General features: G+C 58.3%; 25 protein-coding genes and 2 pseudogenes. 17 read left to right on the top strand and 10 right to left on the bottom strand.

The genetic code is table 11. The annotated features are described in order from the left end of the window. Positions 1-47: 47 nt before the first annotated feature. On the bottom strand, positions 48-449 hold the full coding sequence (locus FIV03_RS29890) for a thioesterase family protein (RefSeq protein ID WP_152512494.1): 402 nt from the start codon (positions 447-449) through the stop codon (positions 48-50). A gap of 409 nt (positions 450-858) precedes the next feature. On the opposite strand from FIV03_RS29890, the gene FIV03_RS29895 reads away from it, so the two are divergent. From FIV03_RS29895 to FIV03_RS29910, 4 genes are all read left to right on the top strand, one after another. Then, positions 859-1,875: a TRAP transporter substrate-binding protein gene (locus FIV03_RS29895; RefSeq protein WP_152507936.1), complete on the top strand. Its 1,017-nt coding sequence runs from the start codon at positions 859-861 to the stop codon at positions 1,873-1,875. Between the two features lie 54 nt (positions 1,876-1,929). Next, entirely contained in the window at positions 1,930-2,427 is a 498-nt protein-coding gene (locus tag FIV03_RS29900; protein WP_077294517.1) for a TRAP transporter small permease subunit, read from the top strand. Beyond that, entirely contained in the window at positions 2,420-3,733 is a 1,314-nt protein-coding gene (locus FIV03_RS29905; RefSeq protein ID WP_023001304.1) for a TRAP transporter large permease, read from the top strand. Before FIV03_RS29900 ends, FIV03_RS29905 begins: the two co-directional genes overlap by 8 nt. Positions 3,734-3,880: 147 nt before the next feature. Beyond that, positions 3,881-6,199 (top strand): cytochrome P450/oxidoreductase, encoded by a 2,319-nt coding sequence (locus tag FIV03_RS29910; protein WP_152512495.1) that lies wholly within the window; start codon positions 3,881-3,883, stop codon positions 6,197-6,199. A gap of 53 nt (positions 6,200-6,252) precedes the next feature. Here the strand turns inward: FIV03_RS29910 and FIV03_RS29915 are convergent, their stop codons facing one another. Beyond that, entirely contained in the window at positions 6,253-6,930 is a 678-nt protein-coding gene (locus FIV03_RS29915; protein ID WP_152512405.1) for an SH3 domain-containing protein, read from the bottom strand. Between the two features lie 295 nt (positions 6,931-7,225). Here FIV03_RS29915 and FIV03_RS29920 point away from each other — a divergent pair, with 295 nt between their 5' ends. From FIV03_RS29920 to FIV03_RS29935, 4 genes are all read left to right on the top strand, one after another. Further along, positions 7,226-7,942: a response regulator transcription factor gene (locus tag FIV03_RS29920; protein ID WP_023001301.1), complete on the top strand. Its 717-nt coding sequence runs from the start codon at positions 7,226-7,228 to the stop codon at positions 7,940-7,942. A 1-nt stretch (position 7,943) separates the two neighbouring features. Continuing rightward, positions 7,944-9,281: a HAMP domain-containing sensor histidine kinase gene (locus FIV03_RS29925; protein WP_152512406.1), complete on the top strand. Its 1,338-nt coding sequence runs from the start codon at positions 7,944-7,946 to the stop codon at positions 9,279-9,281. Positions 9,282-9,337: 56 nt separating this feature from the next. Then, positions 9,338-9,916 carry a hypothetical protein gene (locus tag FIV03_RS29930; protein WP_023001299.1) on the top strand — a complete coding sequence of 193 codons (579 nt, stop codon included), beginning with the start codon at positions 9,338-9,340 and terminating at the stop codon, positions 9,914-9,916. 115 nt (positions 9,917-10,031) lie between these two features. Next, positions 10,032-10,274 (top strand): cysteine rich repeat-containing protein, encoded by a 243-nt coding sequence (locus tag FIV03_RS29935; RefSeq protein WP_200863787.1) that lies wholly within the window; start codon positions 10,032-10,034, stop codon positions 10,272-10,274. 87 nt (positions 10,275-10,361) lie between these two features. Here the strand turns inward: FIV03_RS29935 and FIV03_RS29940 are convergent, their stop codons facing one another. Next, on the bottom strand, positions 10,362-11,279 hold the full coding sequence (locus FIV03_RS29940) for a LysR family transcriptional regulator (protein WP_152512407.1): 918 nt from the start codon (positions 11,277-11,279) through the stop codon (positions 10,362-10,364). A gap of 111 nt (positions 11,280-11,390) precedes the next feature. Here FIV03_RS29940 and FIV03_RS29945 point away from each other — a divergent pair, with 111 nt between their 5' ends. Then, a complete protein-coding gene (locus FIV03_RS29945) occupies positions 11,391-12,020 on the top strand; it encodes an NAD(P)H-dependent oxidoreductase (RefSeq protein WP_152512408.1) in 630 nt (209 codons plus the stop codon). A gap of 325 nt (positions 12,021-12,345) precedes the next feature. Here FIV03_RS29945 and FIV03_RS29950 read toward each other — a convergent pair whose 3' ends face one another. Both FIV03_RS29950 and FIV03_RS29955 read right to left on the bottom strand, forming a co-directional pair. After that, positions 12,346-13,935, bottom strand: a complete 1,590-nt coding sequence (locus FIV03_RS29950) for a GMC family oxidoreductase N-terminal domain-containing protein (protein ID WP_152512409.1) — start codon at positions 13,933-13,935, stop codon at positions 12,346-12,348. 30 nt (positions 13,936-13,965) lie between these two features. Beyond that, positions 13,966-14,736 carry an alpha/beta hydrolase gene (locus FIV03_RS29955; RefSeq protein ID WP_031269442.1) on the bottom strand — a complete coding sequence of 257 codons (771 nt, stop codon included), beginning with the start codon at positions 14,734-14,736 and terminating at the stop codon, positions 13,966-13,968. Between the two features lie 157 nt (positions 14,737-14,893). Here FIV03_RS29955 and FIV03_RS29960 point away from each other — a divergent pair, with 157 nt between their 5' ends. Beyond that, positions 14,894-15,364 carry a MarR family transcriptional regulator gene (locus FIV03_RS29960; RefSeq protein WP_075283490.1) on the top strand — a complete coding sequence of 157 codons (471 nt, stop codon included), beginning with the start codon at positions 14,894-14,896 and terminating at the stop codon, positions 15,362-15,364. Positions 15,365-15,382: 18 nt separating this feature from the next. Here the strand turns inward: FIV03_RS29960 and FIV03_RS29965 are convergent, their stop codons facing one another. Both FIV03_RS29965 and FIV03_RS29970 read right to left on the bottom strand, forming a co-directional pair. Further along, complete coding sequence (locus FIV03_RS29965) at positions 15,383-16,165, bottom strand: SDR family oxidoreductase (RefSeq protein ID WP_077294546.1); 783 nt, start codon at positions 16,163-16,165, stop codon at positions 15,383-15,385. Next, a complete protein-coding gene (locus FIV03_RS29970) occupies positions 16,162-16,491 on the bottom strand; it encodes a nuclear transport factor 2 family protein (protein WP_152512410.1) in 330 nt (109 codons plus the stop codon). Before FIV03_RS29970 ends, FIV03_RS29965 begins: the two co-directional genes overlap by 4 nt. 134 nt (positions 16,492-16,625) lie before the next feature. On the opposite strand from FIV03_RS29970, the gene FIV03_RS29975 reads away from it, so the two are divergent. Both FIV03_RS29975 and FIV03_RS32085 read left to right on the top strand, forming a co-directional pair. Further along, positions 16,626-17,555: a LysR family transcriptional regulator gene (locus tag FIV03_RS29975; protein ID WP_152512411.1), complete on the top strand. Its 930-nt coding sequence runs from the start codon at positions 16,626-16,628 to the stop codon at positions 17,553-17,555. A gap of 92 nt (positions 17,556-17,647) precedes the next feature. Beyond that, positions 17,648-17,773: pseudogene (locus tag FIV03_RS32085) on the top strand (ATP-dependent Clp protease proteolytic subunit); the annotation flags it as partial. Positions 17,774-17,881: 108 nt separating this feature from the next. On the opposite strand, the pseudogene FIV03_RS29985 reads toward FIV03_RS32085, so the two are convergent. Together FIV03_RS29985 and FIV03_RS29990 are read right to left on the bottom strand one after the other, a co-directional pair. Beyond that, positions 17,882-18,577: pseudogene (locus tag FIV03_RS29985) on the bottom strand (RraA family protein). A 7-nt stretch (positions 18,578-18,584) separates the two neighbouring features. Continuing rightward, on the bottom strand, positions 18,585-19,283 hold the full coding sequence (locus FIV03_RS29990) for an alpha/beta hydrolase (RefSeq protein WP_152512412.1): 699 nt from the start codon (positions 19,281-19,283) through the stop codon (positions 18,585-18,587). On the opposite strand from FIV03_RS29990, the gene FIV03_RS29995 reads away from it, so the two are divergent. The 5 genes from FIV03_RS29995 (at position 19,282) to FIV03_RS30015 (ending at position 22,956) form a co-directional block, all read left to right on the top strand. Further along, a complete protein-coding gene (locus FIV03_RS29995) occupies positions 19,282-19,497 on the top strand; it encodes a hypothetical protein (protein WP_152512413.1) in 216 nt (71 codons plus the stop codon). The genes FIV03_RS29990 and FIV03_RS29995 overlap by 2 nt on opposite strands. A 315-nt stretch (positions 19,498-19,812) precedes the next feature. Then, positions 19,813-20,586, top strand: a complete 774-nt coding sequence (locus tag FIV03_RS30000) for a prephenate dehydrogenase (RefSeq protein WP_152512414.1) — start codon at positions 19,813-19,815, stop codon at positions 20,584-20,586. A 490-nt stretch (positions 20,587-21,076) separates the two neighbouring features. Further along, entirely contained in the window at positions 21,077-22,030 is a 954-nt protein-coding gene (locus FIV03_RS30005; protein ID WP_152512415.1) for a homocysteine S-methyltransferase family protein, read from the top strand. An 18-nt stretch (positions 22,031-22,048) separates the two neighbouring features. Further along, positions 22,049-22,336: a DUF1127 domain-containing protein gene (locus tag FIV03_RS30010; protein ID WP_286202326.1), complete on the top strand. Its 288-nt coding sequence runs from the start codon at positions 22,049-22,051 to the stop codon at positions 22,334-22,336. Between the two features lie 2 nt (positions 22,337-22,338). Beyond that, positions 22,339-22,956 carry a GNAT family N-acetyltransferase gene (locus FIV03_RS30015; RefSeq protein WP_152512497.1) on the top strand — a complete coding sequence of 206 codons (618 nt, stop codon included), beginning with the start codon at positions 22,339-22,341 and terminating at the stop codon, positions 22,954-22,956. 30 nt (positions 22,957-22,986) lie between these two features. On the opposite strand, the gene FIV03_RS30020 is transcribed toward FIV03_RS30015, so the two are convergent. Further along, on the bottom strand, positions 22,987-24,090 hold the full coding sequence (locus FIV03_RS30020; protein ID WP_152512416.1) for a hypothetical protein: 1,104 nt from the start codon (positions 24,088-24,090) through the stop codon (positions 22,987-22,989). Between the last annotated feature and the right edge of the window lie 48 nt (positions 24,091-24,138).

Here is a 24,138-nt window from a genome sequence, read left to right on the forward strand (position 1 = left end):
GCGTTTGACGGGAAACCAACGCGATTTGTTCTGAAGCCTCTGAGCCGTCAGCTGTCTTCTTGATCTTGCGGCATACAGGCCAGCAGGGCTGTTTTCACGTCGTCCGGCCAAGGAATGGAGCAATGCTTGTCGAGATCGCTGGCGGCCAGCACCTGGGTGCTCGACCAGCGCTTCTCTCCCTTGCAGCTGATCTCGTGATGCATGGTGACCGACGACCGGCCGACCCGCTTCACGGTTACTTCGAACTCCAGCTCTTCCCCGAAAAAGGAAGGGCTTGAGAAGTCGCTGGATAGATGGACAGTCGGAGTTCCCCAACGTTCCTCCCAGATAATCTTGTGCCATGGATAGCCAAGCTTCAGCCAGAATTCCTCGTTCACACCGTTGAGGATGTTCAGATAGGATGGAAAATAGGCTGTGCCGGAGATGTCGCAATCACCGAAGTTGAGCATGCGGGTGGTTTTGAATGGAACGTCCAAGATGCGTTTCTCCCTGCCACTGGCTGGCTCGCCATGTAACGGCGGCCCAATTTTATTTATTTGATTTTGCACATATCGCGGAGGGGCTTCAACACGTGGATTGTTCGCCAGGATGTTAACTCATCGCCTGCGTAAAGCGGGCTGTGCGCTGAGAAATCTGGATAAATATCTGAAATCAAGAAGAATATTCGGAGTTTCGTGAAGCGTTGATCCGTCGTGAAAATGATTGCGGAGCGACGGCGGTTTCTATTTTCGATTGCAAAAAATACATGCAGTTTCATATTTATTGACAAGGCATGCTCATCAATGGAAGTATTCAAAAACGGTCTCGGGCCTGCGGAGGAGCCCAGCCAGACAGACGCATCATTCAAGGGAGAGGAAGATGAAGTCGCTATTCAAGATTGTTGGCGCTGCCGCAGTTTCACTGAGCCTCAGCGTTTCGGCGCTTTCGGCGGAAACCGTTCTCAAGATTTCAAGCTGGCTGCCGCCAACCCATAGCGTGAATACCGGCATTTTTGCCAATCTGATCACCATGATGGAAGAAGCTACAGGCGGCGAAGTCTCGGGTGAGCTGGTCTTTGGCCTCGCCCCGCCGCCAGCCCAGATGGATCTGGTTCTCGATGGTGCCGCAGACATGGCGATCATCTTCCACGGGTATCAACCGGGCCGTTTCGTCGGGACGAAGCTGATTGAACTGCCGGGTTATGAAGGCAACGCAGAAGACGCATCCGTCGCCTATTGGCGCGTTTATGAAAAATACCTCGCCGACCTCAATGAGCATCGTGGCGTCAAGGTCATTTCACTCAACACCCATGGCCCCGGTCAGATCCATTCCAGCAAGGAAGTCAGCAGTCTTGCCGACATGAACGGCCTGAAGACGCGTATCGGCGGCGGTGTTGCCGGCGATGTGGGGTCCGCGCTCGGCCTGATCGGCATCAACGTTCCGGCTCCGAAGGTTTATGAAACGCTGGAATCCGGTGCGGCCGACGCCGTTGCGATGAATGTCGGCGAGCGTGTCGGCTTCAAGCTGAACGAAGTGGCCAAGTATCTTTATGACATGCCGGGCGGTCTCTATCGCGGCTCCTTTGCCGTGATCATGAGCCAGGAAAAATTCGACAGCCTGCCGGAGGATGTCCAGAAGGCCCTGGACGAGCAAGTGTTTGGCGAGCCCGCGAGCCGGATGGCAGGCGCATCCTGGGACGAGTCCGACACGATTGCCTATGAAGCGACCAAAAACGCAGAAGGCACGAAGATCACGCCTGCGAGCGATGATGACATCGCCAAGTTCGAGGAAATCAGCAAGGAAGTCACGGACAAGGTTCTGGCGGAACTGCAGGAAGCCGGGGTGGACGCGAAAGCCGCCTACGAAATGGTCAAGCAGGAAATGGCCGGAAACTAAACGAGTCCGGGCGGTCCGGTTCGTCCGGACCGCCCGCAGCTGAAGGATCTGGACGTGTCCCGTCTACTCAAGTTTGCGGCCAGTCTGCCGGCGCTGCTTGCCTCGTTTGCCTTGTTCGTCCTCATGGTCATGACGTTCTGCGACGTGGTGCTCCGGTCGGTGTTCAACGCGCCGATCGAAGTTGCCGCCGACATGACGCGCCTGCTCATGGCAATCATGGTTTTCTCGGTTCTGCCGGTCGTTTCCGCAAAGGATGGCCACATCTGCGTCGACCTGACGGATGGCATGTTCAAGCGCGCCGGACTGACCCGCTGGCGCAACGCTTTCACGGATCTCTTTTGCGGCCTGATGCTGGTCCTGCCGGCCATGCGCGTATTTGATCTGGCCGAACGAAGCCGCTCCTATGGCGACGTCATGGAATATCTGCGCCTGCCCCTGCACTATGTCGGATGGTTCATTTCCATCGTCACGGCAATTACCGCCGCAGTCCTCATTATCCGCGGGCTCGGCCATATTTTCGCACCGAAATTGATGAGCCCCCGGCATGCTTGAAGGACTTCTCGGATTCGCAGCGGTTCTCGTACTGGTCTTGCTGCGAGTGCCCATCGCCTTCGCCATGGGCTTTGTCGGAATGATCGGCTTCATGATTGAATCGGGCTACCGTGCCTCGATTTCCATGACGGCTCGCCTGATCATCGATACCAGTCAGGATTACGGCCTTTCGGTCGTTCCGCTGTTCATCCTCATGGGGTTGTTCGTCAACAAGGCCGGGATCAGCCGGGAGCTCTATGCCGCTTCCAATGCGTTCCTCGGCCATTTTCGCGGTGGTCTCGCGATGGCAACCATCGTTGCCTGTGGCGGGTTTGCGGCCATATCCGGATCGTCCCTTGCAACCGCCGCCACAATGTCGAAGGTGGCCATGCCGGAAATGCGTCGGTTCGGCTATGCCGACAAACTGTCGACGGCATCGATTGCCGCCGGCGGGACGCTCGGCATCCTCATACCGCCATCGGTGATCCTCGTCATTTACGGTCTGCTGACCGAAACCTCTATCGGCAAGCTTTTTGTCGCCGGCATCATTCCCGGCCTTCTGGGTGTCGTACTCTATCTGGTTGCTGTCCAGTTCACGGTCTGGCGCGATCCGGAAGCCGGTCCGGCAGGTGAACGCATCAACCTCAGCGGAAGACTGTCCGCCCTGAAGGATGTCTGGGCTGTCCTGTTGCTGTTCTTTCTGGTGATCGGCGGGCTCTATGGTGTTTTCGATGTGCCGCCGATCAACCTGAGCTTCTCGCCGACGGAAGCCGCCGGCATGGGTGCCATGGGGGCTTTTCTGATTGCGCTTGCCCGCAGACGCCTGTCGCTCGCAGATGCCCTGGAAGCCCTGCGCGAAACGGCCATGACCGCAGCCAGCCTGTTTGCAGTTCTGATCGGCGCCTGGATTTTCTCCAACTTCGTCAATATCGCAGGCCTACCGACCGCACTTAGCGACATGGTGACCGCCTACAATCTGCCGCCGTGGATGGTCATGGGGCTGATCCTGCTCATCTATATTGCGCTCGGCTGCGTGTTCGAAAGCCTGTCGATGCTGCTGTTGACCGTGCCGATTTTCTTTCCGGTCGTCACAGGGCTTGGCTATGATCCGATCTGGTTTGGCATCATCGTCGTGGTGGTAACCGAAATCAGCCTGATCACACCTCCCGTCGGCCTGAATGTCTTCGTGTTGCGGGCGGTTGTCGGCGACGTGCCGACGGCCACGATCTTCAAGGGTGTCACGCCGTTCTGGATGGTCGATATCATTCGTCTGATCATCTTGCTGACACTGCCGGGACTAGTGCTCTTGCTGCCAAACCAGATGTAGGATCAGATTTGGTCTGGCATCTGCCGGCAAGCCTCTGGCATCGGAGCCGACACAGACCGCAGACGTACCTTTTCAAAGGGGGATGCGGTCCGACTACTTTTCTGGGAGGAGGAGAAAATGGAACGCACTGCGAGCCCTGCAGACGCGATGGCAGGCGGTAAGTCTTCAAGGGGCAGACCGGACAACCCGGCCGCTGCCGAAGCCCAGTGTCCGTTTTCCAAAAAGGCTGCCGAATTCGATGCGTTCGCCGGACCCTATCAGGCGGACCCCGCAGAAGCACTGCGCTGGTCGCGGGAGCAGTTACCCGTCTTCTACAGTCCCAAGCTCGGCTATTGGGTGGTCAGTCGCTACGATGACATCAAGGCGGTCTTTCGTGACAACATCCTCTTCTCGCCCCGGAACGCCCTGGAAAAAATCACACCGGCAACGCCGGAAGCAATGGAGGTTCTGAAAGGCTACGGCTATGCAATGAACCGGACCATGGTGAACGAGGACGAGCCCGTACACATGGAACGGCGGCGCGCCCTGATGGACCACTTTCTTCCGGATAATCTGGAAGCCAGGCAGGAGATGGTGCGCCGGCTGACGCGAGAAAAGATCGACGCCTTCATCGACAGCGGCCGGGTCGATCTGGTCGATGCCATGCTTTACGAAGTGCCACTGAATGTCGCCCTGCATTTTCTGGGCGTTCCGGAAGACGACATCGCGGTCCTCAAGAACTTCTCGGTCGCCCACTCGGTCAATACCTGGGGCAAGCCCACCGACGAGCAACAGGTCGCCATTGCGCATGACGTTGGGCAGTTCTGGAACTACGCGGGCAAGATCATCGAAAAGATGCGCAAGGAGCCGGACGGAACCGGCTGGATGCATGAGACGATCCGCAAGAACGCGGAAATGCCGGATGTCGTGCCGGACAGCTACGTACATTCGATGATGATGGCGATCATCGTTGCCGCCCACGAAACGACGTCGCTTGCCTCGGCGGGCATGTTCAAGACACTGCTCACCCACAGGCAGGCCTGGCAGGATATCTGCGAGGATCCGAGCCTGATTCCCAACGCGGTAGAAGAATGCCTGCGCTATTCCGGTTCCATTGTCGCGTGGCGGCGGCAGGCGATGGCGGCGACCAGCATCGGTGGCGTCGAGATCCCGGAAGGGGCGAAGCTGCTTATCGTTCAGGCGTCTGGTAACCAGGATGAGCGGCATTTCGAAGATGGCGACAAGTTCGACATCTACCGCGACAACGCCGTCGATCACCTTACGTTCGGCTACGGCAGCCATCAGTGCATGGGCAAGAACATTGCCCGTATGGAAATGCGGATCTTCCTGGAGGAAATGACGCGCCGGCTGCCACACCTGCAACTGTCCGAACAGGAATTCACTTACCTCGCCAATACGTCCTTCAGAGGTCCGGATCATGTCTGGGTCGAGTGGGATCCGGTGAAGAACCCCGAGCGGGCCACGCCCTCGATTGCAAACGGCAACCATCATTTCCCGGTCGGAGCGCCTGCGCGCCGTGATATCGAGCGCAAGATCCGCGTCAAGAATGTCCGCAGGGAAGCAGACGGCATCCTCGGGCTGACGATCGAGGATGCCAAGGGCCGGTCCCTGCCGGGCTGGAGTGCAGGGGCACATATCGAAGTGTGCCTTGAGGGCTTTGATCGCAAATACTCTCTGTGCGGCAGAGCCGATGGCAGGGACTACGATATCGCCGTGCTTCTTGAAGAAGATGGGAGGGGTGGGTCGCGCCGAATTCACGAGGTCGCCGCAGAGGGGCTTGAACTGCGCCTTCGCGGACCCAGCAACCTCTTCCGGCTCGACGAACAGGCCAGCTCATACGTCCTGATTGCCGGAGGGATCGGCATCACGCCAATCCTCGCCATGGCAGACCGGTTGAAAGCCTTGGGGCGGGACTACACGATCCACTATTGCGGACGATCCCGCGGAAGCATGGCTTTTCTGGACCGGTTGCAGGCCGATCACTCCGGAAGGCTTGCGATCTATGCCGGGGACGAAGGTGCACGCGCGGACCTGGCCGCCATTGTCGCCGGCTTGCGCGACGGCGGGCAGATCTATGCTTGCGGTCCGCAGCGGATGATTTCCCAGCTGGAAGACCTCACTGCAAGTCACCCGGCCGACACCTTGCATTTCGAGCATTTTTCCGCGCAGGAGACCGCTCTCGATCCATCGAAGGAAAACGCCTTTCAGGTCGAACTGAAGGATTCCGGCCTGACGCTTGAAGTCGCAGCAGATGTAACGTTGCTCGACGCACTGCTCGCGTCAGGTATCGACATTGCCTGCGATTGTCGGGAAGGTTTGTGCGGCAGTTGCGAGGTTGAAGTTCTTGAGGGAGAAATCGATCATCGCGACGTGGTACTGACGCGCACCGAACGCGCGGAAAACCGGCGCATGATGTCCTGCTGCTCGCGGTCTGTGAAGGGCGGCAAGGTCAAGCTGGCGCTATAGGGTGCCTGGCGACGGTTCGCAATGAGCGAACCGTCCGCAGATCGGTAACCGTTTCAACGCTGGAAAACCCGCGTTCTGGTGCCGCCGGCAGGTCCCGTCCGGCTGACGGTGCAGGACTGACTGTTGGTGCTGCAGTTGCGAGTGCGTGACGCGGTGCCGCCGTAAGGGCCGATCACGTTTCGGGTGGCATTGCATTCACCATTGGCACAGGTGCGGGACTGGCTGGCCGAACCGCCGTAGATCCCCGTCGTCGTCCGCGTGGCCGTGCAGCTGTCTCCTGTGCAGGTAACCGCCCTGTCATGCGAAGTAACGCGTGCCGCCGGCGCGACCGGATAACCCGGGCGGTAATAATGACCCCAGCGGCCATACCAGGGATACGCGGCGTAATAGGTGTCCCAATAAGCGCGGTTATAGGCAACGACGGTGAGGCCGACTGCGGGTGCGACCACTGGCGTGATGATGACCGGGTTGCCGCGGTAAACGACTTGAATGTAGCTGGCCGACACCCAGCCGCGATACGCGCCGAAGCTCACGTCGCACCAGGAATAGCCGGAAACGCAGCCGTAAGTCGTGATCCGTGTTCCGGCGGGAACAACAGTGACGACGGGATAGCCGGTCGACGGACCAGCCCTCAGGTTCACGTTTCCGGTGGAGACGGCAACCGTTGCCGCCGCCGCAAGCGATGGTGCGCCGATCAGGATCGCCAGCGCGAGGTACAGTCGTTTCATCATGGTGTTCTCCATATGCGTCGCCGCCTTGGCAGCGGCCTCTGGAGACCCTCGACCTGTCGCTTGCACCGGGTCTTTCCGGCGCGTTGCGTTATGTTTCAATTTGTAAAACATGACCGTTCGGCCGGCGTTGGTCCTGCTGACGCGTTCAGGAAGACAAATGCCGTGGTCGCGGTGGTTCTGCACTGTGCGGCGCTCTGGCAGCCAAGGCATTTCGTTAGATTTCCGGTTTGTATGATTTTGTAATCGCTGCCTGTTTTCGTTTGATTTCGCAGGGGCGTCATGTGCAATTGAACTCATGGAACCGGATGCAAAGACAATATTGATCGTGGATGACGATCATGAAATCCGCCGCCTTGTGGGCGAGTTTCTAAGCCGGGAAGGCTTCGAAGTCGTCTCTGCACAGGATGGCCGGGACATGGATTCGGCGCTTGAACGCGTCCAGCCGGACCTTTTCATTCTTGACCTCATGTTGCCGGGCGAAGATGGACTATCCATCTGCCGCAGGCTGCGTGCTCAAGGCAATACGCCCATTCTCATGCTGACGGCAAAAGGGGATGAAACCGACCGTGTGGTCGGGCTGGAACTCGGCGCCGATGACTATGTCGTCAAGCCGTTTGGTCCGCGAGAGCTGTTGGCACGGGTCAGGGCGATGTTGCGCAGGGCCGCCTCCAACCCCTCGCAGCCCATGTCGAGACGGTTTGCCTTTGACCGCTTCATTGTCGATCTGGACGCGCGCCAGGTCGAGACCGACGATGGAGATCTGGTGTCCGTCACCAGTGCCGAATTCGATCTTCTGTCGTGTTTTGTTCTCCGCCCGCGCAGGGTTCTCTCCCGCGATCAGATTCTGGACTGGACCCGTGGTCGCAGTGCCGGTCCTTTCGACCGTACAGTCGATATCCTGGTTTCGCGCATCCGCAAGAAACTGGAAAGCTACAGCCCCGGCAGCAGCTTGATAAATACCGTTCGCAATGGCGGCTATCTTCTGACGGCCTCGGTCCGGCAGGTGGCGTGAGATGCGCTTCGGCCTGGTCGCAAGACTTGTTGCCATCGGCGCGAGCCTGCTTCTGGTCCTCTGGTTGCTGGTGCTTGGCGTCGCCTATCGCGAAGGCAGTCTTTCGCGCGCAACATCCAACCCCGAACCGGCGCAGCTTGCCGCGATTGCAGAGCTTTTTGCTGGTACTCCTCCCGCGCAGCAGGACACAGTTCTGAAAGCTGTCCGCTCGCCGGGGCTTGATGTTCAACTGGTAGCCGTTTCCGAGGTTCCCGAAACCGACAGCCAACTGCGTGACAGTGGTGTGCTTGAACCCTACCGGGCAATTCTGGGAGAGCGCCTGCTTGCCGCACAGTCTCGCAAGCTGAACGGTCTGGACGGCAGCCGCTGGCGTTTCGGCCCGATGCGCCCGCTCAAGTTCTGGATCACAGCGGGAGACGGCAAGGCTCTGGCAATCGGGGTTCATCTGCCGTTCCCGGTCACGCCTCTGGGCTTGCCTGTCGGCCTGGGGGCGGGTCTGCTTGGTACGGTGTTCGCGTTTATTGCGCTGCTTCTGTTCCACCGTGAGATCCGGCCGCTTGCAAGGCTGGCGGCGGCGGTGGACCGCATCGATCCGTCTACCGAACCTGTTCCCTTGCCGGACACCCGCGCCGGTACGCCGGAAATTTCAGCCCTCGTCCGGGCGTTCGACAGGCTGCAAAAGCGGCTTCACACCATGACCCGCTCGCGAATGGCGCTTATCGGCGGGCTCCAGCACGACGTGCGCAGCTTCGCCACCCGCCTCAGATTGCGTCTGGAAAATCTGCCCGACGCCTCGGAGCGGGAGCGGGCAACGTCCGATATCACCGACATGATCTCCCTGCTCGACAATGCTCTCCTGATTTCCCGGGCCGGCGTCGGCGTGCTCGACGAGGAGTTGCTTGATCTCTGCGAGCTTGTCAGCGCGGAGTTTGCCGAGTTCAGGGAAGCAGGACTGCCTGCCGAAGCGAGCGAGGATTTCGCGCAGAAGCAGGCATGGATCGTCGGCGATCGTGTCGCGCTCAGGCGCATCATTTTGAACGTGGTCGACAACGCAATAAAATATGGCACCCACGCGCGGGCAACCTTCGTCCTGGACGAAGAGCGGATAACGATCCTGATTGATGATGATGGCCCCGGTTTTTCGGAAGAAGCCAGATCGCTGTTGCTCGAGCCCTTTGTGCGCGCGGAACCATCAAGGTCCCGGGGAACTGGCGGTGCAGGCCTCGGTCTTTCGGTAGCCCGGTCACTGACCGAAGCCCATGACGGGGCCATCAGTCTGGAAAACAACCCTCGGGGTGGTCGGGTGAAGGTGACGCTGCCCCTCTTCAAGTCAAGCTGACCACCGGGCGGGAAACAAAAAGCTACAATTTCCCATCAGCCGGAAAACCGGCGGATATGCGGAATTTGCAGGATCTCTCCATCGACAACGAGTTGGAGAGTACCGTGAAGAAGCTGATCCCCTTGTCACTTGTGGCCGGCGTCACGCTTGCCGCCGTCATGCCTTTTGCCGCGGTGTCGCAGGACAATCCCTTCGCCATCAAAGGCCCTGCCTATCCACCCGAATTGCCTATCGTCTTCGGGGGCGTTCCCGACATCTACGACGTTGCGGAGCGCCTCGATCATCTTCGGCATTTCTATACCGGGAAAGCCGCCAGGTTCAGGCTGGCCGGAGCGTTGAGTTCGCAGGAAACGGCAATCGGCATCCGGGCCGACCAGCAGGACGAATGGCGAGCCTATACCGCTGCAATGCTCGCTCTGGTCCCGGATGCCGGCACCGTGCGCGCCCTTGCAGGAGCGCCTGACGAAGATCCCGCAGGTCCGGAAGCTTTCGGCCGGATTGAAGCTCTGGCGGACGTCCTCTCCGTCTATGGCGAAAAGGGTGCAGCGTTGAAAACCGCAGTCGAGAACCTGCGCGCAGCGCTAACGGAAGAACAGCTTGAGGCCTCCCGGTTTCCTCGCCTTACCCTCAGATAACCCGCATCTCAATACGACAGAATTGCCGGTGCTCCCGCCGCACCGGCAAAGACGGGCGCGTGGCCGCCAATGTTCTACGCGCCCGTCGTCCCCCTCAAGACATAGGATGATTTTCATGAGATTTTTAATTTCGGCTCTTTTGCTTCTGGGCGTCTCCGGGGCTCATGCCCAGGAGCTGACCCGTCAGCAGATGCGGGAAATCAGGACCGCCTGCGAAGCAGACGTGCGCAGCTTGTGCTCCGGCATACAGCCGGGCGGTGGCAGGCTTCTGCAGTGCCTTCAGGCCAATGCGGCAAGCATGTCGCCGAGTTGCGCGAACAAGCTTCTTGAACTTCAGGCGTTACGTCCCCCGCAATAACAAAAGCCGCGGCGGCAGGCCCTTCCTGGCAATGCCGCCGCTGCCAATTCAGCTTTGCCTTTTGCGGCGTCTCTGGCCCATGTCGTTTCATTCGGACGGACTGGTCCAGCCTTTCCATTCCAGCTTGCCGGAAAAGGTCTCGACGAGCGCGTCGATCAGGACCCTGACTTTCCGGGGTGTATTCGCGCCAGGGGGGCGGAGTACGTAAAGGCCGACTTCAGGTGTTGGATAGTCAAGCAGCAGGGGAACAAGGTCACCGCGCTCAACCGCATCGTTGACGAGAAACAGGGGTGCGTGAGCGATTCCAAGCCCCGCAACCGCCCAGGCTACGGTTATGTCTCCGTTGTCAGTGCGCAGACGTCCCGAGGGGCGTACCGAGATGGTCCCGTTGCCACTGTGGAAGATCCAGTCCGGTGAAAGCGCAGCTGTGTAAATGAGGCATTCGTGGGCGGTCAGGTCTTCAGGCGTTTGCGGTGTGCCGTTTTGCTTCAGGTAGGTCGGGCTGGCGACGACGATCGAGTTGATTGGTGCGATCTTGCGAGCGACGTAGCTGGAATCGCGCAACTTCCCAATTCGGATCGCAGCATCGAACCGCTCGCCGATCAGATCGACAACACGGTCAGAAAACGAGGCATCTACTTTCAACCGCGGGTGACGACAGGCCAGAGATCCGAGGATCGGGCCAAGATGTCTTGTCCCGAAGGCAAGAGGGACCGACAGTCGCAATTCTCCGACGATTTCGTTCGAGTGCTCGGAGATTGCTTCGAGCGTGTCTTCATAGTTGGCCAGAAGATCCTCGCTTCTGGATTTGAATTCCTGGCCAGCCTCCGTGGGGGCAATGCCGCGGGTCGTCCGATCCAGAAGACGGGTGCCGAGCAGGTCTTCAATCCGCGCAATTCTGCGGCTGACGATGGATTTCGAGATGCCGAGCCGCGTCGCGGCCGCGCTCAGGCTGCCGCATTCCACGACTTCGATGAAGCATCGCATATCGTCCAGATCAATCATGCGTTCCTCTCAGAGCAACAATCTGGTGCGGAAAATGACGGTTCCGGAAAAGGCATCCGGGAACCAAGTTGACGACTGAATTTCTTTCATAAAAAGCAGGACGTACAATCAATGTCTAAAGTTCTCGTACTGACAAGCAGTGTTCTGGGCGATGCCTCCGTATCCAACCAGCTTACCACCCACATCGTAAACCAGTTGCGTCTCAAGAACGGTAAAAGCAAGGTCATTGCCCGCGATCTGGGGAGCAATCCCGTACCGCATCTGACGCAGGATTCCACGATTGCCTTGCGTGTTCCCGAAGCTGAAAACGAAGTGCAGGCAAATGCGCAGGCCCTCTCCGACGAACTCATTGCCGAGTTGAAAGCGGCCGACCTGCTGGTCATCGGTGCGCCCATGTACAACTTCGGCATTCCGTCCACGCTGAAAGCCTGGTTCGACTACGTGCTGCGCGCCGGAGTAACCTTTTCCTATAGCGAGGCAGGTCCTGAAGGCCTCCTGAAAGGCAAGCGTGCTATCGTCGTCTTGACACGAGGCGGCCTCTACAGCGAAGGACCGGCGCAGCTCATGGATGCCCAGGAACCTCACCTGCGCACCTTGCTCGGCTTCATCGGCATCACGGACGTCACTTTCATTCGCGCCGAGAAACTTGCCTTCGGTGCCGCTTTCCAGGAAGAGGCCATCGCCGCAGCCAAGAAGGCAGCCAATGAGGTGGTTGACGAGTTGCAGCTGGTGGCTGCCTGACATCCTTGCAGCGGACTTCGTCGGTTGCGATAGCGAAACAGGCATATTTCAACACCGTCGTCCCCCGGCCCTGTCCCCGGCCTTGTCCCCGCCCCTGCCTATGTCAGCGGGCGGGGTTTCCGTTGTGAGCGAACGTCTGAAAGACTGTTTGGTCTCTCCCGTTCGGATTTCTGCATCCACATTCGGAAACACCTGTCCCTTCATGCTCTGCCCGAGATGAAGATCGGCTCAGTTTGGCTGTGTGATCAACAAAAGTGGACGCGGCGGAGGGAGCCGCCGCGTCCAGACCATGTTTCAATCAGAGATTAAACGTCCCCTGGACGTGTCAATGGTCGGTGTTGGGCGCATCGGACAACCCGTGCTGGTGCCGGATCATATCCGCCGCCCGCTCTCCGATGACGACACATGGGGCCATCGTATTGCCGGTCGTGATGCGCGGCATGATCGAGGCGTCGGCCAGCCGAAGGCCCTCGATACCATATACCTTGAGCTGATTATCAACCACCGACATGCTGTCCCGCCCCATCTTGGCCGTACAGGATTGATGCCAGTAGGTGACTGCGGATTTCCGGATGAAGTCGATCATGCCTGACTTGTTCCGGGACCCCGGTGCCGTCTCGGTTTTGACCAGTGGCGCGAAGGCTTCACTGTTTCCCGCTTCACGGCATAGTTCCACCGCCGCCAATGCAGCCGTCAGATCTTCCGGCTCACTCAAGGAGTTGGGTTCGATGAGCATAGGGTCGCGGGCATCCGGCCCGGACAGACGCAGCCGTCCCCGGCTTTTCGGCTGTGCAAGCCCGGCAAACATCGTCCAGCCGTGTTCAGGTGTTTCCAGGTCCGTTTCAACAGGGCTGGGCACGGCAAACTCAAGCTGGCACTGAAGGATATCGGGTTGCTGAAGACCGGAATTGCTCTTCCAGTAGAGGGTCGCTTCACAACCGCCACCGCCGACCTCCTCAGGTTTACGGTACGCCCAGGTACACCCAAACGCGATGTGATCCTGGTGATTGCGGCCAACGCCGGGAAGATGCTGGACAACGGGGATGCCGTGAACCCGCAGTTCGTCCTCGGGACCGATACCGGACTGCATCAGAACCTTGGGTGTGTGAACAGCGCCAAGTGACAGCACCGTTTCATATCGCGCGTGGAACTGCCGATATTCGCCAGCGACCAAAGCTTCAACGCCGATCACCTTCTTTCCCTCAAATAGGAGCCGCGTGACCAACGCATTGGTCAACACAGTCAGGTTTGGTTGCACCATCATCTTGTGGGTGTAGGACCGGAAGACCGACTCCCGCTTGCCATTGCGGATCCTCAGTTCCGCGATCGATGCACCGCCGGCACTTTCCATCATCTCGCCGTTGGGCGTGTCAAAGACGGGAACACCAATCATCTCCGCCGCGTCGAGAAGTGCCCTGGCAACCGGCTTTGGACTGTCAGGTTGCGCGACGTGGACGGGGCCGCCGGATCCCCTTCGCAGAGGATCCGGTGTTCCGCGCCAGTCTTCAATACGGCGGTAATATCCGAGCACGGACTGGTATCCCCAGGCTTCGTCGCCGGATTCTGCGGCGAAATGGTTCCAGTCTTCCTTGTGGCCCCGGGCCCACACCATGACATTGATGCTTGAACCACCACCAAGCCCCTTGCCCATGCTTAAGGGAAGCCGGCGGCCGGCGAGCGCAGGTGTTGGTTCACCAACGAAGCCCCAGTCACGGTCACTGCCAAGGTTCAACGGCCATTGAGCCGGTTCCATGACACTTTCGGCGAGATCGTCGCCTCCAGCCTCAAGGAGCAGAACCCTGGCATTGCCGTCTTCGGCCAATCTGGCTGCGACAACCGACCCGCTGGAACCTGCACCGCATACGATGAAATCGAATTCGGCATTTGTCTTTTCGAGCTGCATGGTCTTGTCCATGTGATCGACCTCTATCGATGCTTGTGTTGTTTAATGCTGGTTCGAGACCGTTTGTGCGGCTTCGTCGATCGTGTCGGCGACGACTTTCGGCTGGGTCATGAAGAGAGCGTGGCTGGCAGAGACCTTCGTGATCTTTGCACCGATACGCTCCGCCATGTGGATCAGCATGGCCTGGTCGAACGCCTTGTCTTCGGTTGCAATCACCGCCCAACTCGGCTTGGAGCGCCACGCGGCATTCTTCAGCTTCGTGCCAAACGCTGCCAAGTTGAGGGGAACTTGAGAATCCCGCATGAAAGCGGCGTCCGCGTCGCTGACGTCATGGGCAAAGCCGGATTTGAATTTTTCCCGGTCGACATAGGCGAAATCGTCTTCCGAAGTGTCGATGACGAACTCGGAAGCCGCTGGAAATCCATCATATTGTTGAGCTGTCGTTTCGCCGGCATCCGGTGAAAGCGCCGAGACATAGACCAACCCGGCAACCTTCTGGTCGACCCCCGCTTCGGTAATGACCGTACCGCCCCAGGAATGCCCGACAAGAATGGCCGGGCCGTCCTGCCGGTCCAATGCGCGTTTGGTGGCCGCAACATCGTCTTCCAGAGATGTCAGCGGGTTCTGGACGATGGTGACCCGGTATCCACGCATTGTCAGTTCGTCATAGACGCCGCGCCAGCCGGAGCCATCCGCAAAAGCGCCGTGAACAAGCACAACATTCCTGACAGTCTGATCCGCCGGAATGGTGTCTGACGCGTTCGCGGACTTCAGTCCGATGACGGCAACGGCGGCAGCCGCCAGAACAAACATTTTCGTCTTGGTCTTCATGGCTCTTCTCCAAAAAAACGCGATAACAGTTATCGCGATAAGAGTGATTATAGCGATAGAATTTTCAGGTCAAGAGAAATGTTATCGCGATATTGTTTCTCGCGATGTGGTTTGATATACGGGGGCAAAGGAGCAGCGCATGACGAATGACCGGAAGAACAGTCCACCGCCTTTGGACGATCAACTCTGCTACGCGATCTATTCGGCAGGGATTGCCATTCAGCGCGTCTACAAACCCCTTCTTGACGAGCTCGGGGTGACCTATCCGCAGTATCTCGTTCTCAATGTTCTCTGGCGCGACGACCAGAAGACAGTCGGGGCAATCGCCGAGACCCTGGCGTTGGAATCCAGTACACTCACGCCGCTTCTCAAGCGTCTCGAAACGGCGGGACTGCTGCAAAGAACCCGAAACCCAAACAACGAGCGACAGGTTGTCGTGGCCTTGACCGACAAGGGCCGTGCGCTTCAGTCCAGGGCAGGATGCCTTGGTGAGGCTCTGCTAACGGCTTCGATGCAAAGCCCCGAAGACCTCGCGAGCCTCAACAAGAACATCCGAAATCTTCGCGACACGATCTATTCTCAGATCGGCGGGTGGGGCACTCCCGCCTGATCCGCGCATTCGTCATGTCTACGTTGTCGGTATGGTGCCCCCGTCAATGACGTATTCGGTGCCGGTGATCGTGGCTGCGCGGTCGGACGCCACGAACGCAATCAGGTTTGCGACCTCTTCCGGTTTTGTCGGGCGACCGATCGGTATTCCGCCAAGCGCATCCATGATCATCTTCTTGCCGCCCTCGTAATCGGTGCCGGCCTGTTTGGCGAGACGGTCGGCAAGACGCACCGACGCTTCCGTCTCAATCCACCCGGGCGATACACGCAGCACACGCACACCCCTTGGCGAGACTTCTTTCGACAGGGCCTTGCTGTAGGTAGACAGCGCTGCCTTCGCCGCCGCATAGGCGGTCGTTGATTCAGGCAACGGCAACTCCCTCTGGATCGACGAAACGTGGATGACGACACCACTACCCCGTTCAACCATGTCCGGCACGAGTTGCCGGTCCAGACGAACGGCAGGAAAGAGATTGAGATAGAGCTCGTTGTGCCACTCGGCATCCGTCAGGGCGACATACCCGCCTCCCGGAGCAGAGGAACCGCCGAGCATATGAACAATGATGTCCACGCCTCCCAGCCTTTCCCGGACAGCGGCGGCAAGGTCATCGCAGCCTTCGGTCGTGGTCAGGTCTGCCGCGACGAACTGGACGCCATCTTCAAGCGTGTCCGGTCTGGTCCGGGCGCTTGTCAGCACTTCGGCCCCGAGTTCCCGGAATAGTCTGACCGTCGCAGCCCCTGCGCCTCGCGTTCCGGACGTGACAAGCGCTCGTTTGCCTTCAAGACTGAGGAACTTGCTCACGGCAGGATCTCCAGTTCGGCAATCTTTTCGCCCGTCAGGCGGAAAAAATACTTCAGGTCGACAGTGCTGCCGGGAAAGTTCCCGACAACGTGACCCGTCACCACTGTGCGATCTCCTTTCACCTCGATTGCGAAAGGTTCGACCGTGTAGGAGTACTTTGTTGAAGCTTCCGCCTTCCATCGGCGGATCGCGGTGCGTCCCGCATTCACGTTTTGCTCGTCCTTGACGACCGCGTCTTCGCTGAAACATTCAGCGACGGCATCGGCATTCCTGTTTCCGTCAGCTTCGAAATAGGCCGCAATCGGTTCTGGTAACCGGATGTCCATCTGACATCTCCGTTTCTGGTGATGGTCAAGCCGGATCAGCGGGGTGTTCCGGCGTCGATGGTCGAAATATATGGCTGGACCTTAATCGCGATAATTGGGATAAAGCTGGATGTAACATTACGAAAATCGGAACAATGTCACGTCAGATCCTGGGAGAACTTGAAGCGGTTCTGGCCATCGCCAATCGAGGGTCTTTCCGTGCAGCGGCGCTCGAACTCGGGCTGTCGACGACGGCGCTCAGCAACCTTATTGGCAAGTTGGAACGGCAACTCGGCGTTCGCCTGTTCAATCGCACCACGCGAAGTGTCTCGTTGACGGATGCCGGTCGAACCTTCGTCGAACAGGTGTCTCCTGCACTGCGTGACATCCAGGACGCAATGGCAGCCGTGCGCTCGCAACAGGACACGCCTTCGGGGACATTGCGCATCAATGCTTTCGCAACAGCTGCCCGGGAAGTGTTTGCGCCGCTCGTTCTGGCGTTCCTGCAGCGCTACCCACAGGTTCACATCGATCTCGTCACCGAAGGCCGGATCGTCGATATCGTTGCCGAAGGGTTCGATTTGGGAATCCGGACCGCCGACCTGGTGCCAAGCGACATGATCGCCGTGCCGCTAGGTGCGCCTCGCAGCTTTGCCGTGGTCGCCACCCCCGCCTACCTCGAAGAACATGGGAGTCCGATCGCCCCACCCGATCTTCTGGCACACCAGTGCATCCGTGTCCGGCTGCCAAACGGTGCGCTTTATCGCTGGCATTTCGAGAAGGATGGCAACGCCCTCCTGATCGACGTGGAGGGTCCGATTACACTTGATGAAGCTTCGCTTGCACGAATGGCCGTTCTCGACGGGATCGGGATCGGGTTTTTCATGGAAGCCAACGTGCGCGACGACATCGCTGCCGGGCGACTTGAACGGGTCCTGCAGGATTGGACCCCGCCAACGTCGCCGCTGTGTCTCTATTATCCCGGGCGCAAAAACCCTTCGGCTGCCTTCCGGGCTTTCGTCAATATGGCACGGGAACTTGGCAAGGAATCTACACGAAGAGATCTATTTCCGGCTGAGCAATGAGCCACTGCCGTTTCTGGAAAATGTCGTGCAATTTCAGCTACAGCCGATCAGCGGCAACCGAACGTTTCTGACGATCAGGCCACACCTTGTTGAGGGCGTCGGACATGGCGATCCATGCGGAAGAAATCCTGCGCACGAAGGAGCGCATGACACCGAAAGAGTCCCTGGAATGGGGACTCGTCGATCGCATTCTGTCCAAACGCGATCTCGACGGCTGATATGAGATCGGTCTGAGCCAGTCCGAGGCCACCGGGCAACAGGCAAAGAATGAACCTCAAGCTATAGCAATTAGCTGGTTTCATGTCCTCTTTGCTGTGCCCGTGTCCTCAGACGCGGGCCGCTTCGAAGGCCTTCCAGACCTTCTCGAAGGCGGCAAAGTCCATCGGTCCTTTTGCTGTGGCTTCCAGAACGATCTTTTCCGAGGCAAAGAGCTTGGCAATACCTTCTTTAAGGCCGGGTATGACCTCCGCTGGAATGACCACGGCGCCATGGCGGTCGGCGTAGACCAGGTCACCGTCTTGGACAGTCAGCCCAAAGATGCTGACAGGCGTGCCCAACTCGCGAACATGCACGAACCCGTGGCTGGGGCTGACGGAACCCGCGACCACCGGAAATCCTTCTGCCATATCGCCGAGGTCGCGCATGACCCCGTTGGTGAGGGCACCGGACATGCCGAAGGCCTTGTGGATCGAAGTATTCACCTCGCCCTAGTAGGCCCCGATGCAATGCGGGTAATCTACGTCCTCGATGACGGCTATCGAGGGTTTGGGGGCCTCGGCCATGCGCCGGTAGTATTCCATGCGGCGGGCGCGGATGACGTCCGCAGGCTCTGTGGGTGGTTCGAGTGCGGCGATCTTGGCCGTTGAGGCGTAGCCCACCATGGCGCCACCCTCCGGTGCGCTGCGCAGCATGGTGCCTCGTGTGAAGCCATTGAAGCCGCGCTTGCCCTCGACAACCTCGATGGCATTGCAGACCGTCGGTGTATCCACGCGTTTTAGCAGTTCCAGAAATTCTTGATCCATTCTAATCCTAGTCCTCAAGCCATCGTGCGAGTGCGGCATTCGTTGCCGCCGGCTGTTCCAGTGTCGTCAGGTGACCGGCTTGTTCGATGATTTCCAGAACCGAGTTCTGAAGCAGTTCGGCCATCTGTGTATGCCGATCAAGGGGGCAGAGCCTGTCGCTCTCGGCGGTCAGAACCAGAGCCTTGCCTTTGTAGGCGCGCAGCGTTTCGGTCTGTGACGGGCGGTCAATCAGCGCTTTCGACTGGCGCAGGAAGACCTCGGGTCCGAGGCTTTCGGCCATGTCAAGCGCAAGGATCTCGAGGTCGGCAGCGGTCGACCTGTCATGTGCGAAATTTGGAATGACCTCGAGGCGCATGACGTCCGAGAGCCCACCTGCGCGGACCGCCGCCATTTGTGGCGCCCGCTTTTCCTTCACCGTGTCCAGTTCGGCACGCGGATTGGTGTCGAGAAGTGCCAGACGCTCCACACGTTCGGGCGTCTGCCTCACGACCTCCATGGCGACGATCCCGCCCATGGAAAGGCCCGCGAGCGCAAAGCGTTGCGGTGCACCGGAAAGGATCGCCGCCGCCAGGGCCTCGACATTGTCCTCGTTGCTTTTCGGAGCAAGATGCAGTGCACGCGACCCGGAAAAGGCTGCGATCTGCGGCCCGTAGAGCCGGGCGTCGCACATCATGCCGGGGATCAGGACTAGCGGGAGACGAGTCATGGCCACTTCCTTTTCAAGAAGGCAGCCGGCAAAACCGAAAAATTTTGGTGACTGGGCCTGGCATTCGTTTGGCGCCCAGGTGAAAAATGTCGTTGAGAACAGGTTTCCTCGATCCGTGTCGCCAAACGTTGGATCCCTCCATGGCATACGTTTCAATGACGAAATCAAGGACGGCAGCGGCAAGGTTATCGGTTGGGTAAACTACTTCGACTAAGGGTCGCTGAATTCATCTTCGCTGGGCCGGCTGCGTTGGGTGACGCGCTGGAAACGGTTGTTTGAATTGCCGTGTTGTCGACTACCTACCTGTACGGTCAACACAAGTTGCCATATTGAGATGATCGCGCCGCATTGACTTGTCCCACCGGGCTTGCTAGCTCAAGAGCATGAGCAACGTCCTGCACAACACTGCGAACTATTATTATCCGCCAAGTTAGCGGAGGGACTTTGCTGTCTGTTTACCGCTGCATCGCCAGCGGTTGTGACTCGGTATACAGCTCTTGGCCCTGCAGCCAATTCACCGAGTTAAGCCATGACTGTTTTCCAAGCTGCAATATGTAAACCACATCGCTCTTTCACGCTCGGCCTTATTGGTTACGGGGCGTTCGGGCGATTGATCGCCGAGCATCTTTCTTCTCATGTCGAACTGCTGATCCATGATCCGCGTTATGATGGCAGTGCGGACCTTGCCGAGGTCGCCGCCTGCCGGATCGTGGTGGTCGCTGTTCCGGTAGCCTGTATGGAAGAAACACTGCGTGCAATAGCGCCGCATCTGAGGCCGAATACGCTGGTGCTGGATGTCGGTTCGGTAAAGGTCGAGCCCGCTCGTCTGATGCTGGAGTTGCTGCCACCACATGTCGAAATCCTTGCGACCCATCCGCTTTTCGGACCGCAAAGCGCTCGCAACGGATTGCAGGGACTGAAAATCGCACTGTGCCCTTTGAAAGGCCGAAGCTACAAACGTGTTGCCGCCTTTCTCAAGGTGGCCCTTGGGCTGGATGTGTTCGAAACAACACCGGATGCGCATGATCGCGATGCAGCGCTGTCCCAGGGCCTTACCCACTTGATTGCCAAGGTGCTGGTGAAGATGGGGCCACTTCCCCGGATGACCACCACCCGAAGCTTCGACCTTCTCAACGAGGCTATCGAAATGGTTCGCCACGATCCGCCGGAGCTTTTTGATGCGATCGAGGGGCTGAACCCCTACGCCTCGGGCGTGCGCCGGCGTTTCTTCGACCTTGCGTCGGAGCTTGATGTTGAACTGCGTACGACGCCGCATTTGCCCGGCCGGGCTGCCTTGTCATGAACCGGGCTCTCTAACGGGCTCCGTTCGGTTCGATAAACAACGCCCGCAGTCAGTCAAACCCGTCTAGCCGCCTGACTGCGGACAAGGCCAAGCCGGCTGGGTCTCTTGGGACCGCGCCGGCTCGTTATTCAGCCTCCGCAAGTTCCGGCCAGCCCCCTTGCCGGTTGCTTGTGTCTTTGGCCGATATCCCGCAAGGCACGCGTTAGATGCGTTGATCGGTTCAATGCCTTCTCCTGGCCATTGTCCCCTCGTGGCAATTCCCCTTCGCAAAAGGTCAGTTTCTCGAAGATGAGCGTCCACCTCATTCGGTGTGACGGCCGTCATACGTGAAAGTTCCTTGCCCGGCTATCTAAGGTCAGGTCGTCGTTTGATTGGATAGCCAAGCATCGCGCGGCAAAATTACTGAAATCAACAAAATAAATGTTGCTCTGCGGCGGAAGGAAAGACGCAACGCAGTACGCAAATCATTTGAGCCAAGAGAATACCGAAGATGGAACTTTACAAGTACCGTAATAAACTGCCGCAGATTGGTGACGCCTGCCTGCTTACCGATGGTGGCCTTGAAACAACTCTGATTTTTCATGATGGCATCGACCTGCCACTGTTTGCTTCCTTTCATGCCTTGAAAGAAACAGAAGGCCGCGTTGCCCTTCGCCGCTACTACGAACGCTACGCCCGTATCGCGAATGCGCAGGGCTCGGGCTTCATTCTCGACAGCGCGACATGGCGCGCCAGCCGTGACTGGGGTGACCGTCTTGGTTATTCGGCCGAAGAATTGAAACATGCAAACCAGGAAGCGGTTGCAATGCTTTTCGAACTGCGTGCCGAGTTCGAAGGTGAACATCCCTTTGTCATCAGCGGCAATATGGGTCCCCGGGGAGACGGCTACGCGCCCGAAACCATGATGTCCTCTGCGGAGTCCGAGGACTATCACGCTGTTCAGGTCGCCACACTGGATGCAGCAGGGGTCGATATGATCAGCGCGATCACCATGACGCATGCCGGCGAAGCCATGGGCATAGCGCGGGCTTGTGCGAAGCGGGACGTGCCGTTGGCTCTTGCCTTCACTGTTGAGACAGATGGGCACCTGCCGACAGGCCAACCCCTGAAGGACGCAATCGCCGAGCTCGATGCCGACTGCCCGCCCGCCTACTACATGATCAATTGCGCCCACCCGGATCACTTCCGGCATGTTCTGGACGAAGGAGCGGACTGGACCAGGCGAATTCGGGGTCTGCGCGCGAATGCTTCGCGGTTGAGCCACGCCGAGCTGGATGAAGCTGAAGAGCTGGATGACGGCAATCCGCAGGAACTTGGCAGGGACTATGCCAACCTCCTGGCGGTCCTGCCGAACCTGCGGGTCTTCGGTGGCTGCTGTGGTACCGACCACCGGCATGTCGACGCAATCGGGCAGACCTGCCTCCACCAGCCCCTCAGGGCGTAAGGAACGGGGAGTATCACAATGACCGTTTCGACCATGGTTGGCAGGATTACCTGTCGCAGGAACGCGATCGGGATTCTGGAACGTTGGCGCAGAGCCAGGAAGAACCGCATCCTGATCCAGACACTGGAGAGAATGTCGGACCATGAACTGCGCGACATCGGATTGAACCGCGACAGCGTGCGCCATGTGATCCGTAACGGTGACATCCGGGCGCTGCATCACCTGAAGCCCGCTCCAGCTGTCATGCTGGACGAGGCGAATGGTGATGGGATGTGCAATGAGGTCAACGCGGGAGAAGTGAAGTGAAAATGTCGGTCCAATCGAAAGGCGAAACACGGTGCGAACAGATCCGTCCGGCCACGAAGGCAGACGCACGTGAAATCGCCTCGCTTTTCCTGATGTCCTCAGATGGACTTGCTTCTTACATCTGGTCTCGCGTCGGGGCTCCCGGCGCGGACCTCCTGGAGGTTGGGGCATCGCGGTATTCGCGGGAAAACACGGCGTTTTCCTATCAGAATTGCCACATGGTTGAGATTGGCGGCCAGGTGGTGGCCATGCTGCATGCCTTCAAGATGGAGAGTGACGAGACACCCGAGACCGATCCAGTCCTCAGGCCCTACTCCGAGCTGGAAGATCCAGGCTCGTTGTATGTTTCCGGCGTGGCTGTCCGTCCGGAGTTTCGCCGTCGCGGGTTCGCGCGAAAGCTGATGATCCTTGCCGACCGTCTTGCGGCCGCGCAAGGTCTCACGCGAGTTTCACTCATATGCTTCGACAGGAATGTGCCGGCACTTCGTCTCTATGCGTCACTGGGCTTTCGCGAGATGGATCGTCGAGCCATCGTACCGCATCCAAGCCTGCACTACTCTGACGGCCATGCTCTTTTGCTTGTACGAGAGTGTACTGCCAGGGAGCAGGTGGAGGTTTGATCTTCACCTGTGCCCTGGAAGCCCGGGCTGTCACTCGAAGACCTTGAACCTCTCGTAGACCTGGAACAGCTGTTTTTGTGAGTTGACGGCCATCTTTGTCATCGCAGACTTCAGCTGTTTTCGAACTGTATCCTGCTGGACACCCTTGACTCGGGAGTATTCTGACAGCGGCTGCAGCGCTATGACAGCGGCAATGGCGGCGCTCTCGCTTCCACTCAGTCCAAAAAACTGGCTGATACGGTCGAGCGTACGCGGAGAGAGAATGTCCTGCGGATTGAGCACCACGATCTTGTAGGTCACCCAGCGTGCCGGTTCCAGTCGTCCGTCAACGAACCGGGGGAGCGGGTTGAACACCTGTACGGCGTAGGTCGTGTTGGTTTTGCTATCGAGAAGACGCACCAGTGGCGCTTCCCCGTTTCGAACGCGCCGGTGAACCGCGTCCAGCTTCTTTTGTTCTCTTGGATTGCGGCAGACCAGCCTGCCATTTTGTATTCTCACGAAACCCAGGTCGAGGATATCCTGCGCGATTTGGTTGACGTATTCGGTCTCGCCATTGGCAAGCATGATGACGCCATGGGTTTGCGCATCGTTGGACGACCTGTGAACGAGTTCCCGTTCACCGGTTTCCATGCGCAGCTGCCGAAGTTGAAGCGCCTTCCTGGCATGGACAACGAGCCTCGAAAAATCCTCCATTACCTCTTTGGAGAAGGTCCCGTCTTTGCGCATGCTTGTAACACCGAACCAGCCAAGGCGACCGTCAACGGTGATGTTACTGCCCATGATCCTGTTCACATCGTATCGCGGAAACAGATCGTGATGGATCGGACTGGAGCGTAAACCTTCTTGTGTATTGAACTGATCGTCCGTCATGACAGCCCCCACAGGTGATTTCGTTATGAGTTTTAAGCGGTAATCGATGTTGACATAGTGCTGGTGGTATTCATCGAGAAAACTCGGATCCATATTGGCGGTGAAATTAAGTCCAATCGAAGAGTTATCCTTCCCAAGAAGACATAAATGAGATTGAGCCGCGCCAAGATAAGTAACTATTTTTGAAAGAGTTTCTGAAAACAACCTCTCCGTTTCTACGTTCTCATATAACTCTGCGATAAGCTTCTCGAGTTGCTCGGACATTGCTAAAACACAACATTCTGACAGTAAAAAAATATGAAGAATGGCACG

Source organism: Labrenzia sp. THAF187b, assembly GCF_009363375.1.
Taxonomy (GTDB): Bacteria; Pseudomonadota; Alphaproteobacteria; order Rhizobiales; family Stappiaceae; genus Roseibium; species Roseibium algicola.